Genomic DNA, 15,084 nt, shown 5'->3' on the forward strand with positions numbered 1-15,084 from the left:
AGTGCTTCCCCGGCATCGCAACGGCCGTCTGCCCCAGGCCGACCAACTCCACCAAGTCCGCGGCGGTCCGCGGAGCGACCGGAGGGCGCGCCCCGGTCATCGCGTGGCGCTGCTCCGCGGCGGGCCTGGGCAAACGGCTTGGAAGCTGGCGCCAGTCCATGGCATGGCCTACTTCTTCTCCGGCGCCCCGCCAAGCTGCAAGCGCAGCCAGGGCGGGACCAGCGGCAGTTGGGTCAGGTCGACACTGATGAAGGCGCCGAAGCCCGCCGGACCCATGCTCGGACCCGTCTCCGGGAGACGCTGCATCGACCAGGCGGGGGCGCCGTTGGGGTTGGTCACCGGGGTGGGCCAACTCAGGCCCACACCGGCCCCGGCAGACAGGTTCAGGCCCGGCATCAGGCCGAGGTCGACCTTGCCGCCGGACAGACCAAGGCTATCGCTGCCCGGATCATAGCGCCAAGTGAGGTCGATCCCGAGGGTCGGAGCAAACTGGTCTTTCGCCTTGCCGAATGCCAGGCGCAGCCAATCGTCGCCCTTGAGCCGCCCGCCGAAAATGATTGGCCCCTCCCCCGTCGGCGGCAGAATGAACCGAACCTCATCAATCGTGCCATAGGGCACCACGGCGAGCGGCGTGGCCAGGTTAAAGTCGGACAGGAGCGCCCGGCCCTTGGCGCTTGACAGCATCCCGGCCAGAAAGGTGCCGTACATCGCAATGCCGCCCACTGCCACGCCCGCCTGCGCATCCGCCGGGAGTTGGTTCCACTTGGCCTCCGCGTACGCCTTGAGAGGATCCATAAGAGACGGCTGCTGCGTGGCCACATCGACCACGGTTTCGAGTCCCCCGCCGACCGCGTCGGAAGTCGCCGCGGCCTCCTTGTCCGGGAGCTTCAACTCCGGCTCGCCCGGACGCGGCGGCCCGTCGAGCTGCACAGCCTGAACGCCGCTCGCCCCCTGCTCCAGGACATGGGCCAGCTCGTGCCCGAGCAAGCGGCGACCCTCGCGAGTCCCTGGGCGGAAGCGCCCCGGAGCCAAACCGATGTCGCGCCCGCTGGCGAAGGCATTGGCGGCCAGGGCGGCGGCGGCGTTTGACCCGGGGTGGATCCGCACCGCCGACAGGTCGGCCCCCAGGCGCCGCTGAAAATAGCCGAGCTCGGCCGCGGGCAGCGGCTGGCCCGGCCCGAGCCCCAGTGCGGCCGGGGCGCGGGTGGCCGGCACCCGCCCCCCCGGAGACGGGCGCTCACCGTGGGCAACGCGCTCGGCGCGGTGCTCGGCGCCGTGATCATGGGTCGGGAGCGGCAGCCTGGCGCGGATGAGTCGACGTGGCATGATCAGCCCCTCAAGGACCGGGCGGGGGCGGCGGGGTCAGGGCGGCGCTGACGGCCGCCGCGGCGTCCGCGTCGCGGGTGGAGCCCTTGGCCGCCATCGCGGCCCGCTTGGTCGCCAGGTTGAGCCGGCGCTGGCTCACCAGGGTGCGGGCGACAAGCAGGTCGGCCAGCGCCGACAGGGCCTGATCGCGCGCGGTGTTCCAGTCGGTCGTGAGCTTGGTCTCGGCGCTGGCTGGCTTGGCGTCGTTCAGGGCCTTGCGCGCTGCCTCATAGTCGGCAAAGGCAACCGCGGCGGCGGCACCACGTGCCTGTGGGGTCGCGGCCCCGGCCTTCGACCAGGCGGCGGCCTCCTCACGGCGCAACAGGGCGCGGGCCAGCGTCTTGGGCAGGTCCACCGGCGCGGCCTCCGCCGCGGCCAGGGCCGCGTCGGCGGCCGCCTGCTTCGCGTCGTAGGCCGCCTGCTTGACCAGCAGGTCAGCCTCGGCAGCAGCCAGCTCGGTCACCGCGGTATCGTCCAGCTTGGCGATGTCGTCATCGACCTTTTTGACCGCCGGGAGCGCGTCGCTCGTCAGCGTGGCCGGGCTCGTGCCCGCGGCGAGTGCTACCACCATGGCCAGGGCGGTGGCGGTAGCGTCCGCCAGGGGCTTGCCGCCCGCGGTACGTTCCAGCTCGGCCTTGGCCAGGGCCGCCGCGCGGGCCGTCAGCGCTTGGGTCAACTTGGCGTCCCGCGCCACGAGTTGGCCGCGCAGGCCATCGGCCTGCGCCTTGGCGGCCGCGAGCTCGGCGACAGCCTGCCAGGCCGCCGCCGCGGTCTGGGCCTGGGCGGCGCCCCCCGCGGCGGCGGCCGCCGCGGTCTGCTGCAGTGCCGCCAGGGTGGCCTCGGTCTGGGTCAGGGTCGTGTTGATGTCAGTCATCCGGCTCCTCCCGGGCGGCCGGGAAAGGGCCTGCCCTTCTTGTTGAATTCCTCGGCCACCGCCGCCTCGAGGAGCGCGCCGGTGACCACCCCATCGCCGTCGGCGGCGGCAAAAGCCGCGCCGATGGCCGCGTTGCGGATCTCACCTCCAGTGAGTTCGAAGCGCAGCGCCAACTGCTCTTCCGTGACACCCGGCGCCACCCGTCCCTTGGGCAGATGGCCGCGCCAGATGTGCAGCCGCTCGGCCACCCCCGGGCGCGGGAAGTGGATGACCTGGTCGAAGCGGCGCAGGAAGGCCTCGTCCACCCCCTGGAGCAGGTTGGTCGCGAGGATGGCACAGCCCTCGAACGCTTCCAGGCGCTGCAGGAGGTAGTTGACCTCGATGTTGGCGTATCGGTCGTGGGCGTCCTGCACATTGGTGCGGCGCCCGAACAGGGCGTCGGCCTCGTCGAAGAAGAGCAGTGCCGCGAAGCCCTCGGCGGCGGCAAAGAGTTCCGCAAGGTTCTTCTCGGTCTCGCCGATGTACTTGGAGACCACGAGCGACAGGTCGACCGCCAGCATGGGCAGTTGCAGCCGGGTGGCCATGGCCTCGGCGGCCAGCGTCTTGCCGGTGCCGGAGTCGCCATGCAGCAACCCGATGACCGAGCGTCCGCGCCCGCCCGCGGCCAGACCCCAGCGCAGTTGCACCGTGACCCGACGACGCACCCGCCGCACCAGGTCGGCCAGGCGTGTCTGGGTCTCCGCCGGGACCACCAGCCGCCCCCAGGGGACCTCGGGCGTGCGGCGGGTGGCGAGTCGCAGGGCGCGCGGCGGGGTCAGGCTGGCCACCTCGGCCAGGGCCTCCTCCAGCCCGGCGCCGACGACGCCGGTCGCGGGCGCCGTCAGGAGCACCGCGGCAACGCGCCGCGGCGCATCCGCATCCAGCCAGTTGCGTCCGGCCAGTTCATCCGCCGCCGCCTGATCCAGGCCCAGGGCCGCGCGCCAGGCGTCGGACAGCTCCAAGGGATCATTGGCGCCGACTTCCAGCCGCACCAGCCGCGCCAGGGGTCCGCGCAGAATGAATGTGGCCGGGGCGATGATCGGCAGCGGCGCGGCGGTGCCGCCGACCGGTCTGACGTCGGCGCCGGACCAGGGCGCCGCCAACTGCAAAGCGTCGGTCCGCAGGGCGACCAGTGCACCGGTGCCCAGCCCAACCACCTGCGCCTCGGCCCAGGGCGGAGCGGCATGGGGGTCGTCCGGGGCGTCCAGGACCAGGGCTCCGGCCGCCCCGGCGACTACCGCCAGGACCTGCTCGGCACGCTCCGGCTGACCCGCCAGGTGAACACAGATCCCCGGCTGCGCGGCCAGCCGTTCGGCCGCCCGCCGGATGCTCTCGGCGGGCCGGGACTGGGGTTGCACCCAACGCGGGCGCCAGCCCTCCCCCACGTGAGATGGGGCCGCCCCGTCGAGCCCGGCCAGCAGGGACTCGGTAGGGTCCAGCCGACGCTCCAGGGTCGGACGCGCGGCCTCGCCGGGGTGGATCAGACCGCTCGACCAGAGGGGCGAGGCGCGGACCGCGGCGCGCACCGCGGCCGGATCCGCGGCGTCGCCGAACAGGAGTTTCAGGGCCAGACCCAGTGTCAGCCGGCGCGCGCCGCCGCTGAGTTCGACGACCGTCGCGGCGCCATCCTCGCTCAGACAGGGCAGCACGGCGAAAGCAAGCAGGTCCAGATCGAACCCGGACAGCCCGCAGCCGGCGCTGATCCGCCCCAGCGGCTCGCGCTCCGGGTGGTCGGCAAGGGCGGCGAACAGGTTTGTGGACGCGGCGGCGATCCACTCGGCCAGGGCGCGCGGGTCCGCGACGGGCTGGTACGCGGTGACCAGGCGCCGCAGGCCCGCGTCCTCCGGGCGGCGCAACAGCAGGCGCCCGGCGGCCAGGGCCAGCCACAGGTCGAGCAGGGCGACCGGCGCCGCCCGCGGCACAAGGCTCACCGCGCTCATCCCGATTCTCCGAAGCGCAGGCGCAGGGTGCGCCCGAGCCAGGGCACCCAACCCGGATCCTGGTCCCAGCCGGCACGGCGCAGGGCCAGATCCGCCGCGGCCAGTGGCCAGGTCAGTTCGGCCTCCCAGTCGGTGACGCGCAGCCGTCCCGGACGCAGCAGGAGCCGGGCGAGCAGCAGGTCCGCCGCGGTGCCGATGGCCGGTGTCGATGAACCGAAGATCCGGCGCGACGCACCGGGCGCGAAGGCGGTTTCCGCCGGGATGACGGCGCTCAGGGCGGCCAGCAGGTCGGCGGCCGCCGTGGGGTCCCGCACCGGGATAGCGGCGATGCGCGCCCCCCAGTCGCACTCCGGGGCAAACACCGCGAGCAGGGGCCGCTCGCGCTCCTGCGCCGCCGCCAGTTCACCGGGCGGCAACGGGGCCAGGACCCGGCGCAGCGCGGTGAGTGCCAGGTCGCCCAGACGGCTCGCCAGGTGCGGCGCATCCGGGAGCAGCCCGAGCTTGAGCAGCGGCCGGATCAGGAGCAACAGGCCCCCGGCATGGATCGGCAGGCCCGGCGTCCCATCGGTCGATCCCTCGTCCGCCGCGCCGAACACGCGGCCGGAGTCCGGGAACGACTCGGCCGCTACCGCGCCCCCGGTCCCCTGATCGGGTCGCCCGGCGACCGCCGGCCGCCGCGCGCCAGGGTGGGAGTCGGCCGCGGCCGCGGCCGGGAGCGTCGGGCCGACCGCGGGCGAGCCCGCCCACTGGACGAGCGTCCGCGCGATCAGGTCCAGGATCAGGGTTGGCGACAGCCGACAGACCGCGGGGTACCGGGCGAACAGCGCGGCGGCCAGCCAGGGGGCGGCCCGGCTCAGGCCGGCGGCATCCGCGCCCCCGGCGGCAACCGTCAACGATTCGGCCAGCCCGCGGAGACGGCCCAGCCCCTCCCGCAGGAATGCGGCCCGCGCACGCACGGCCCCGCCGTCATCCGTCGGCGCCCCCTCCCCGTCCGGCAATCCAGGCGCGGCGGCACTCAGACGGACCACCAGTGCGCGGGTCAGGTCCGCCGCCTCCGGTTGGCCGAGCAGGCGGGTGACCCGCTGGTCGGCCGCGGCGAGCGCGGTCATCGTGATCACCGCCCGCGGCGGGTCCAGTGCCAGCCAGCGTTGCAGAATGACGGCGGGTCGCGGGGTGTCCGCCCCGGCGTCCACCAGCGCCGAAACCCACCAGGCCGGGGACACCCCGGCCGCGGCCAGTTCCAGGTAGCGGCGCTCCGCCGCCCAGGGGTCCGGAAACCAGACCTGATCCGCGGCCTCGACGTCAGCCCCCGCGGGCACCCCGGACAAGGACTGCGCCAGCGCCTGCTCACAGGCATCGGCCCAGCCCTGAGAGAGGCGAGCACTGTCCACCGCAACGCCGACCCGCAGGCGCAGGCTCAGCCGACGCACCGCCACCACCGCGCTGGCCGGCAGCCCGGCGCGGGCCAGGGCGCGGCCGGCAATCCCGTCCAAATCCTGCCTGAGCCGCCCGCCGAGCACGGCGCGGACCTGTCCGGTCAGCGCCGCGACCCGGTCCGGGTCCGCGGCCCGGATACGGGTCGCGAGCCGACCGATGGCGAGCGTGGCGGTCATGGCCTAACGGCTCGGCGTGCGCTTGATACGCTGCAGAGCGGCTAGATTGCCGCCGTTGATACGCAGCACCGTGGCGGCGGAGTCGAGCAGCGGCTGGTTCTCGATGGAGGTGCCCGCCTTAACCTTCTCAATCGCCGCCGCCGGGGTGGACCCGGCGCGGATCTCGGTCTCCAGCGCGTCCGCCACGGCCGTCGGCACGCCTTTGCTCAGAACCTCCGCGCCCGCGGTGGCCGCCGCCCGCTCCGTGGTGAAGGCCGCGGTGAACTGCTTGTAGGTTTCAGCGCCCAGGAGTGCCTCGGCCTCGGCCGGGGAGCGCGCCAAGACCGCTTCGGCGGTCAACTCGGTCTTGGCATCCGGCACATAGTCGCTGATCTTGCGCTCGCCCATGGTCCGGCGCAGGTCCGCGTAGAGTGAGCGGGAGTCGTTGTCCGCAAAGACCTTGGGACCCGCGGCCGTCAGGGCGTCCGCCACGGTCCCCTGGCGCGCGGCGGCCCGGCCGATGGCGAGCTTGTCGACCACCGCCAGGGTCTGGATCGGGGGCTGGACGGCGGCCAGGATCTGCATGACCTGGTAGTCCGGGTACTCGGCGGCATAGGCATCGGCCACCCGATCGACAGCGGTACGGCGGCGCAGGGTCTCGTCCGGAATCTCAAAGGCCAGGGGCGCCTCGACCGCGGCCACGTCGCGCCGGAATGCCAGGTTGCGGCTGGAGACCGCGAGCTCCGACCCGGAGAGGTCCGCGGCCTGGACCAGCGTATCCTGAACCTCGGGCCGGCCCAGTACGGCGACCATGATGGCACGCTTCTCCGCCGGTTGGGCGGCAAGCGCGCGGCGGTAATCCTGAACCTGGGGCGCCCGGATCTGCGCTTGGTCGCCCGCCGTGTTCTGACCGCTGCCCACCTTGACGATGGCCCCGGCCAGGGTCACCCACTCGATCAGCACCTGGATCAGCTCCAACACATAGAACAGCAGATCCAGGAGCACCAGACGCTGTTTGACATAGACCACGAAGTGCCGCGGCAGCATGTCGAGCCCCAGGCGCTGCATAATCCCGGCCAGGGCCGCGGCCTCCGGGAACAGCTCCGGGTCCAGGTTGGCGAGAGGTCCGCCGGCGGTCGCCGCCGGGTTCACCCCCCAGGCGGTCCCCTGGGGCAGCGCGTCCGCGGCGATCGGTCCGAGCAGCGGGTGCCGCCGGGTGAGCCCTTGCAGCGGCACCACCAGCTTGACGATCTCGGTGCGGCGGTTGACCAGGTGCTCCAGACCCAGCACCCGGAACAGGACCTCAAGGGTGGCGAAGAACCTGTTGGTCGCGAGCACCTTGTAAGCACTCGTCGACTTGTGGGTGTCGAGCGCTGCCGGCTGTTGCGCGCGGTCGTAGAGGGATCGGTCGAGCGTCCAATGGGGCCTGGTGACCTGAATCGGATCTTTATCGAAGACGTTGCCCAAATCCTCCAGAATGTCATCGTCGTGCAGCGCGACGACGCCATAGGTGATGACATTGGTATTGTCGAAATAGCGTGCCGCCTCAGCCATGCCGCGGCGCACCAGGGGCGAGACCAGGAAGTCCCCGGCCCCGGCCATGGCGAAAATCTCGTCGAACGCGGTCACGCCGATGTTTGAGTCCGGGTTGTTACCCTGGTCTTCCTGCGGGTCGAGCCGCAGCGGCAGGAAGCCGATGGGCGGAATGTGCCTGAAGCCGCGGGTATAGAGATCGTTGCGGAAGGGACGCAGGGGCTCGCGGGTCAGCCCCTCCGCCAACATGCATTGGAACTGATGGATGCGCGCCCAGGCGGCGGCGCGGGGCGGGGCGCCGAAGCGGGTGCGGTGCCAGTCCTCGGCCGGGGTGTCGCAGAGGGTCCGGCGCGGGATCCACTGATCCAGGAACAGCACGGTGCCGTCCTCGGCCAGGTGGAGCATGGCCAGCGCGATGGCCCCGGCATCGTGGCGCCCGGGCCCGGTGTCCCGGCAAAAGACCCCGTCGGCCAGAAAGTCCGGGTCCCAGCGCCGCCACAGCGGGTGCTCGAAGACATCGAAGTAGTAAGCGGACAGCGTGCCGCGCAAGTCCCAGGCGGTGCCCAGGTCCGGCCGCAGCGGCAGTTCCACCGGGAAGCGCACCAGCGAGAGCCCGAAGCCGCCGCGCCAGGCATCCGCCCGACAGGTGACGGGGGCGGCCCCGGCGCAGACCTCTCCCATGACCTTGGCCCCACCCTCATCGGTCTCCCCGGCCTCGATGACCAGCAGATAGGTCCCGGGGGGCACCGCCGGACCGCCGCTGGTGGGGCCGGCCGGATCCGGGGCGAGACAGAGGCAGGGAGCAAACTCGGTCCCGCCGCCGACCACCCGCTGGGGGGTCTTGCGATAGGTACCGATCAATTGCTCCACGGTGAAGTTGAACGCCTGAGAGACCAGGATCGGCCGGCCGAAGTGGTCGAAGGCGAGCCCGCGCTGGAGCGCGATCTGCCGGTTCACCGGGAAGCCATTAGCCCGCTGGTTTTGATCGACATTGGGAAGGACCGGGGTAGCGTTGGCCCCGTCGACCGCAAGCCCCAACCCCCACGCGATACCGGGCATGAGTGCATGGGCGTTGAGCCGGGATCTGGCGTCGAAATAGGTGTCCTGCCGCGACAGCGCTTCGGCGGTAAGATAACGCCCGTTGAACCAATTGGTCCGGCGCAGGTTGTTATCGCCGCGCACGTCCCCCGCCGGGCCGCCGGGCAGGCCCTGCGCCGCCCCCTGAGGGCTGAATCCGGTGAGATAGTCGGCGACCAGCCGCTCCTCGGCCAGGGTCAGGTTCTCATTGCCGGCCATTTTCGCCATGACCCTGAAGAACCCCGGGTCCACCTTCATCTGACTGTATGCGCTCATGTTGGACTCCGGGTCAGGCGGTGACTTGGTAGACGGAAGACAGGCAGGCGTCGCGGCCGCCGGCGGTCGGCACCGAGTCGCCCACCACGCCGGCCAACAGGCGGCCCTGGATGTCCAGCAGGGCGTGGTCGCCGGTGCCGGAGAGCAGGACCTGGAATCGGGTCGCGGGCACCCAAGCCCCCGCCACCGCGATGACGATGCCGGTCGGGGTGACCGCGCGGCTGGCGACCGTCGGCTCCTTCCAGCCGGGGCCGGCGGGGTCCCAGTACAGCACCCGGACGGACGGGGCGGTCAGGGTTGCCGCGTCCACCGCGGCGCTGGTGGTCACGGTGATGATCATCTCGCCCGTCTCCTCCAGCGCGGCGGAGACGCCGACCGCCTGGAAGGCGGTGGCGCCGGGCGCACCGTCCAGGCGCACCCCGAGCGCCAGGTCGGCGACCGCCTGGAGCGAGGGCAGGATGGCGCGGACCCCGTTGTCGATCACGCCGGCCAATTCGACCCGCTCGACCGGCTCACCCACCGGCCGCAGATCCAGCGCCGCGAGCAAGAGCGGGGCCTCATCCGCCCCGCCCCAGCAGCGGGCGAGGTCCAGGCTGGGGTTCAGGATCAATTCGAGCAGCCGTTCACGCACCCCAGGCGGAGCGCTGAGTGCGGTGATATCGCGCTGGGTGGCGGCGGGATCCGGCGGCGCCTCGGCCTGAAGACAGACCCGGTAGCCGTCGAGGATGCGCGAGTGGACCAGCGCGGCATCGCTGTCAGAGCAGGGGGGGGTCACGGCCGGCACCGGGGCGCTCAGACAGGCGCGGTAGCTCAGCACCACATAGACCCGGCGGCGCGGATCCGGGTCCTCTTCCTCACCGTCAGCCTCGCCCGGCGCTGCCGGCGGCGCCGCGAGGTCACCCCAGAAGGGGGTGGCGGCGAGTCCGGTCAAGTCCAGGCAGACCCGCTGCGGGACATAGATCTCCCGCCCCAGGGCATCAATGGCGAGCCCAGGGTCGCAGATCAGGCGCAGCCCCGCCGGCTCGGTACTGACCTGCTCACGCACCCGCAGCCCCCAAGCGGTGCCGGCCCCATGCAGCAGGGCGTTGTGCAGCCGGCTGCGCAGCAGGAAATAGCGTTGCTCGGTCTCGAAATCCTCGGCCCCGAGCAACTGGCCGTAGTGGTAACGCAGCCGGGTGAAGGGGTCGCCCGGAGTGGCGGGGTCCTGGTCATCCAGCGGGGCGAAGGTCTCGGCGGTCATTGTGCTCATAGCGCCGTCCCCCATGGGGTCATGGGTTTGAAGGAGGGGTAGCGGTCGTCGTCGCGGCCGCGGTGGAGGGTGGTGAAGCCCGACAACACGGCGTCGCCGAGCACCGCGGGGGCGGGACGCCGCACCGACCCCAGGTGTGAGATGCCCACCAGACTGGCGCTGCCCACGCGGTAGCCGGCGTCCAGCCAGCACAGGCGGTGGATGGTGTGCGCCGGTTTGTGGGTCTCGATGGCCAGATCCAGCACCGCCTCCAGGACCGCATCGCAGGGGCGCGGGACGATGACGGTAAAGCGGTGGGCATGACGCCGATAGAAGCCGATCAGCGGATCGTCCGGGAGCGGATCAGCGGGCGCCGCGGCTGGACAGGGGTGGTCGTCGCCCGCCCGGCGCAGCAAAAGGGCCGCGTGCCCGACGGCCAAGTCGCGCTCCCAGGACTCGGCGCCGGTCAGGTCGAAGGCCCCTTCGCGCCCGCCGATCTCCAATCCGGGACCCAGGGCGGAGTCGCCGACAAAGGCCGCCGTGGGCCGCCGCAGCCGGAACCCCTCGACGATCTGCACCGCCGATTCGGCGAGGATCGAGAGCAGTCGGGTCAGGCCCGGCAAGGTCCCGCGCGCCCGATAGAGTGGCGCGATCTCGATCAGGAGTTGGCGCCGCACCCCCTCGCGCACGCGGTCGTCGAAGACCAGGGCGAGAAAGGAGGCGAGCCACTCCAGCGCCTCGCGCGGGGCCAGGCGGGGGTCGAACAGCCGCTGGAGCACGTCGATCCGCCCATCGAGTTCCGTGGTCCAGCCCTCGAACAGCGCCAGCGCCCGCTCCGTGGCCGCCCCGCCCTGCTCCTCGGCCCGCCAATAGGCGGGCAGATAGTCCAGCAGCGAAGGGCGCGGGAAACTGGCGCGCAGGGCAAAAAGCGCGGGGCCGCGCCGGCGGGTGCCGGCGAGCCGCAGACGCAGCCACAGGTAGCGCCCGGGCGGGGCAACGATCAGCCATTCATGGGTCTGCAGCGCCGCGGGTACCGCCGGCTGGACCCCGCGATGCGGGGCCAGCGGGTCCTCGGCGGGGCGCTCCAAGTCCAGCCCAGGGAGCGGCAGGTCGGCGCGGCCCGGGCGGGCATCAGCGAAGCCGAGCGGCACCCAACCCTCGGCCTCCTGCGTCGTCAGCGAGCCCAAGGGCAGCCAGGGGTCGTTCAGGTCGGGCATGACGAGGGCGCTGCCGCCGCTCGGGATCAGGTCGGCCGGCAGCCGCCGCCCGCGCCGCACGGCGAACGGCGGCAGATCATCGCCGGTCTTGGCCTCCACCGTCACGGCACAGTCCGCGGGCAGGCAAAGATCCAGGAACAGGCGATGCCAGACACAGGCGAAAACGCCCGAGTCCAGGGCGAAGGTCTCCACCACGCCCTCACCGCGCAGGGACTGCTCACGGGGATAAAGGACCCGGGCACCGGCGGCGGTGGTGGCATAGACCTGACCCGCCTCCAGCCAGAGGGCGCGCCCGTCGAAACCGCGCACCGCGAATCCCCGCTCCGCCTCCGGCCCCGTGGACTTGAGCAACATCTCACGGAAGAAGAAGGGCCGAGGGTCGCCCGGCCGATGCGCGGGTTCACCCACCAACAGCGTATCGGCGCCGGTCAGGATCAGATGCAGCGGGTCCCTCACCATGGGCAGACCCCAGAGGGTGACCCCATCCGCGCCGATCACCAGCAGCCGGTGCGCACCGGCCGCCCCGCGCAGCAGCGCGACCGCGCGCGGGAAGCGCGGGTCCGCGGCGAGCGCGACTAGGGCCTCGCCGGCCGCCGGGTGCGGCACCTGATAACCCCGCCATTCGCCGCCCCAGGGTTGCACCAGGAGCCGGGACGTCGCGGCCTCCGTCACCACCAGGCCGAGGGCGGTACAGCCGAGCAGCAGCGGATCCGAACCCGGCGGGCAGCGCCAGCGACGCCTCCACCCGCAGATCCGGCGCCAGCAGCCGCACCGTCCGGCCCGGGTGATCCAAGAGCCAGAGCCGGCCCCAGGGGTCCTGGCCGATCGCGGCGGGGGCCGCCGGAACCGGGGGCGGCGCCAGGGGCGCGAAATCCAGACCAGCGGGCGCCGACGGGTCGGTTGCCGCCGCCGGCGTCGGCAGTTCCATCCAACCCTGGGGTGTCAGCAGCGCGAGCGGCCGACCGCCGCCGCCGGCCAGCACCCGACTCGCGGCGCAACGGTCGGGGGCACAGGCGATCACCACCGCTGATCCCATGACCGCCCGCCAGGCGGCCAGGTCGGCCGGGCTCAGAACCGCGTCGCCGCCGCCCGCGCCGTCGGCGCCGGCCAGCACCACGGCCCCGGACGCGCCGGGCTGCCCCTCGAGGCGGGTCCCGTCGTGGTCGCAATGCCCCCACATGGGGCGGCCGGTGAGCTGGGCGAAAGCCGGAGTGGGCATCAGCATTCCTCCTTGCCGACCGGGACCGGCATGGCGTCCACCGGCAGCGGCGCGGGCTCAGTGTCCAGCGGCGGCAGGGGTTCGGCCACCGCGTCCGCCCCGATCGCCACCCGCACCTCCAGCAGGACCGGCAGTTGCCAGGGGAGCAGCGGGACGGTCTGGGTCACCGGGGCCGGGGTGCCGTTGCGGCTGATGGACTGGCCGACGATCAGGACCTCATTGACCAGCCGCACCCCCTGAACCCGCAGCACCGCCGCTTCACAGTCACGGTCGCGCACGGCGCGGCCGAAGGGCCAGCCGGAACCGTCCGGTCCATAGGGCGGCAATGGGGCAAGATGCTGGCGCAGGGCCAGTTCCACATGGCGCCGCAGGGTCTCCTCCCCGGTTCCGGCGTCCGGCTCCACGGCCACCGAACAGGACAGCCGCACATACTGGGGCGGGGTCACATAGAGTTCGGTGGTCACCAGGCGCCGCGGCTCCAGGTGGGCGCAGACCCGCCGCAACTGCTCCCGGTCCGGCGTGGGTTGGTCGGGGTGCAGGGGGTCATAGGTCGGCAGCACGATCAGGGTGACAGTGCCGGGGACGCCGTCGACCCGCTCGTGCGGCTTGTGGCGGGGCAGGCAGTGGGCACGGCCGACCGCGGTGCCGGGGGTCTCCAGGGCCAGGGTCACGAAGTCTTCCGCGGCCACCGCCCGGTCGTTGGTGCGCAACACCGTGGGGATGCGGGCGGCGGCGGCATCCTGAGTTTCGGCGTCGGCGCCGCCCTCCGCGGGCAGCGGGTTGGTGGCCTTCAGCGCCAGGGCGCCGGGCGGCGAGCCGGCACGCACCCGGTTGATCCGCGCGGCCCCCAGATTGCCCTGGACCCCGCCGCCATAGCGATACGACTGGCAGCGGATGGCCTCGCCCGGCAGCGGGATGCGCCCATGGATGCCGTCGCCGAAGGTGACGGTCCCGTCGCCCGGATCCAGGGTATAGAAGGGGTCGTCGGGTCCGGCCAGCGCCAGGTCGTCCACCCGGGTCCAGTTCTCCCAACCCAGCACGCCGCGGACCTGGATGCGCTCGGCGTCCAGGATCGCCGGGGTGCGCGAGAGCCGACCGGTCTGCCCGGTCCGACCGTTCCCATAGCCCAGGATCTCCGGGGGCGCGGTCACCGCCTGCTCCACCCGCACCATGTTGGCATCGATGAAGCGCAGCCGGATCGGCGGGTGAGCGGAGTCCGCCCGGCCCAGACGAATCCATGCCAGCACACGGGCGGCGAGCTGGTCGTCGTCCAGCCGCGGCGGCAACTCGCCGACCCCGAGCAGGTCCGGGTCGGGCGGGGCGAAGGCGTCCGCGGTCCAGTTGCCGAAGGGGGGAGTGCCGTCCGGGGCCTTATCCGGCAGCCGCAGACGCAGGGTGCCGGACCGGGTGAGCCCGTCGGTGCTGTCCGCCACCACCGTCAGGCGCTGGTAGAGCACCCGATCCACCCGTCGCGCCGCGCCGGAAAAGCGCCCGGTGGAGACCTCGAAACGGACCGGCCACCGGGGCGGGTCGGCGCCCGGGTCCGGGCAGCGCGCGTGGTCGGCGGCACCGCAGAGGGTGTCGTCGGTGCGCACGCCCAGATTCAGGACCTGGCCGGCCAGCGCACCGCGAATCTGTTGCAGGGCGGCGGCGTCGTTCCCGAGTTGCTTGAACACCGGTGCCGGGGCGAGCAGCGCCAGCCAGATCCGACCGTCCCGGCTGGACGCGGTGGAAACCCCCGCGGGCAGCACCCCGCCCGCGGGGGCGGGCAGCGGCACCGGCTGGTACTTGGCCAGCAGCGGGGCGCTGCCCAGGTGGTCCTCAAGCAAGGTGTTCAGGTTGTCTTCCCCGCCCGCCAGCACAGCGCCGTCGTAGCCCTGTTTGATCCAGGCGGTCAATTCCACCGGCAGCGCGGTGACCTCCTCCAGTGCCTGGAAACGGACCTCCCCGGCGGACAACTCCAGCCGCGGGGTCCCGCCCGCGAGGAACTCCGGCGTCACCGGCTGGAACGCCTTGGGCGGCAGCTCGAGGCGCACCTGCGCCTGGGCGATCCGCGCGGGGTTGGGGAGGATGGCCAGCAGCCGCAGAAACTCCAGCCGCGACGCCTCCGGCACCCGATTGAGCCGATACAGCAGATTGTCGCCCAGGGCGGCAAAGAGCTCGATCAGGGCGATCCCTGGATCCGAGGCATTATGGTCGGTCCACTCCGGGGCATGAATGGGGATGCGGCGCTTGAGCTCGGCGCTCAGGTCCGCGAAGCTGCGATCGTCCAGGCGCGGCGGAATGATGGCCATCAGGCACCCCCGCTGAGATAGAAAGGAAAGACCAGATTGCGCGCCCCGGGCTCACCCAGGACCTCATAGCGAATGGCGATGCGCAGCACCGTGGGTTCGCGCTCGTCGGTGGCAACCCCGACCGACTCCAGCCGGATGCGCGGCTCGTCGCGCGCCAAAGCCTCGGTGACGGTGAGCCGGATGCGGGTGCGCAGCTCCAGCCCGTTGGGCGCGAACAGGAACCGGCGCAGTCCGGCCCCGTAATTCGGCCGGGCGATGCGCTCCCCGGGCTCGGTGAGCAGGATGGCGCGGATGGACTGCTCCACCGCGGCGACTCCCGCGACCCAACCGAAGCCGGCCGCGGTCACCAAGGGAAAACGCAACCCTTGTCCCAATTTGGACTCGCTCATGCGCTCCCCCCGGCGAACGGCTCCCTGGCGAACGGTGTCGG

General features: G+C 72.7%; 9 protein-coding genes. All 9 read right to left on the reverse strand.

From position 1 onward, the window contains the following. Positions 1–168: 168 nt before the first annotated feature. The gene (locus QZY03_RS05635; RefSeq protein WP_295578906.1) at positions 169–1,326 is read right to left on the reverse strand and encodes a DUF4157 domain-containing protein; all 1,158 of its coding nucleotides are present in this window, start codon (positions 1,324–1,326) and stop codon (positions 169–171) included. A gap of 10 nt (positions 1,327–1,336) precedes the next feature. After that, on the reverse strand, positions 1,337–2,239 hold the full coding sequence (locus tag QZY03_RS05640) for a hypothetical protein (RefSeq protein ID WP_295578908.1): 903 nt from the start codon (positions 2,237–2,239) through the stop codon (positions 1,337–1,339). Further along, on the reverse strand, positions 2,236–4,218 hold the full coding sequence (locus QZY03_RS05645; RefSeq protein WP_295578910.1) for an ATP-binding protein: 1,983 nt from the start codon (positions 4,216–4,218) through the stop codon (positions 2,236–2,238). Before QZY03_RS05645 ends, QZY03_RS05640 begins: the two co-directional genes overlap by 4 nt. Continuing rightward, the gene (locus tag QZY03_RS05650) at positions 4,215–5,831 is read right to left on the reverse strand and encodes a hypothetical protein (protein ID WP_295578912.1); all 1,617 of its coding nucleotides are present in this window, start codon (positions 5,829–5,831) and stop codon (positions 4,215–4,217) included. The genes QZY03_RS05645 and QZY03_RS05650 overlap by 4 nt, the downstream gene beginning before the upstream one ends. Positions 5,832–5,834: 3 nt before the next feature. Continuing rightward, a complete protein-coding gene (locus QZY03_RS05655) occupies positions 5,835–8,696 on the reverse strand; it encodes a hypothetical protein (RefSeq protein ID WP_295578915.1) in 2,862 nt (953 codons plus the stop codon). A 13-nt stretch (positions 8,697–8,709) separates the two neighbouring features. Next, the gene (locus QZY03_RS05660; RefSeq protein WP_295578916.1) at positions 8,710–9,945 is read right to left on the reverse strand and encodes a hypothetical protein; all 1,236 of its coding nucleotides are present in this window, start codon (positions 9,943–9,945) and stop codon (positions 8,710–8,712) included. Beyond that, positions 9,942–11,813, reverse strand: coding sequence for a phage tail protein (locus QZY03_RS05665; protein WP_295578918.1), 1,872 nt, complete (start codon positions 11,811–11,813; stop codon positions 9,942–9,944). Before QZY03_RS05665 ends, QZY03_RS05660 begins: the two co-directional genes overlap by 4 nt. A 546-nt stretch (positions 11,814–12,359) precedes the next feature. After that, positions 12,360–14,654, reverse strand: coding sequence for a putative baseplate assembly protein (locus QZY03_RS05670; RefSeq protein ID WP_295578920.1), 2,295 nt, complete (start codon positions 14,652–14,654; stop codon positions 12,360–12,362). Next, positions 14,654–15,043, reverse strand: coding sequence for a GPW/gp25 family protein (locus QZY03_RS05675; protein WP_295578922.1), 390 nt, complete (start codon positions 15,041–15,043; stop codon positions 14,654–14,656). Before QZY03_RS05675 ends, QZY03_RS05670 begins: the two co-directional genes overlap by 1 nt. Between the last annotated feature and the right edge of the window lie 41 nt (positions 15,044–15,084).

The organism is uncultured Lamprocystis sp., assembly GCF_903933125.1.
Taxonomy (GTDB): Bacteria; Pseudomonadota; Gammaproteobacteria; order Chromatiales; family Chromatiaceae; genus Thiodictyon.

Bases quoted from the DNA above. Each gene is read 5' to 3' on its own strand.
- QZY03_RS05635 (WP_295578906.1), bottom strand. From the start codon at position 1,326: ATGCCACGTCGACTCATCCGCGCCAGGCTGCCGCTCCCGACCCATGAT.
- QZY03_RS05640 (WP_295578908.1), bottom strand. From the start codon at position 2,239: ATGACTGACATCAACACGACCCTGACCCAGACCGAGGCCACCCTGGCG.
- QZY03_RS05645 (WP_295578910.1), bottom strand. From the start codon at position 4,218: ATGAGCGCGGTGAGCCTTGTGCCGCGGGCGGCGCCGGTCGCCCTGCTC.
- QZY03_RS05650 (WP_295578912.1), bottom strand. From the start codon at position 5,831: ATGACCGCCACGCTCGCCATCGGTCGGCTCGCGACCCGTATCCGGGCC.
- QZY03_RS05655 (WP_295578915.1), bottom strand. From the start codon at position 8,696: ATGAGCGCATACAGTCAGATGAAGGTGGACCCGGGGTTCTTCAGGGTC.
- QZY03_RS05660 (WP_295578916.1), bottom strand. From the start codon at position 9,945: ATGAGCACAATGACCGCCGAGACCTTCGCCCCGCTGGATGACCAGGAC.
- QZY03_RS05670 (WP_295578920.1), bottom strand. From the start codon at position 14,654: ATGGCCATCATTCCGCCGCGCCTGGACGATCGCAGCTTCGCGGACCTG.
- QZY03_RS05675 (WP_295578922.1), bottom strand. From the start codon at position 15,043: ATGAGCGAGTCCAAATTGGGACAAGGGTTGCGTTTTCCCTTGGTGACC.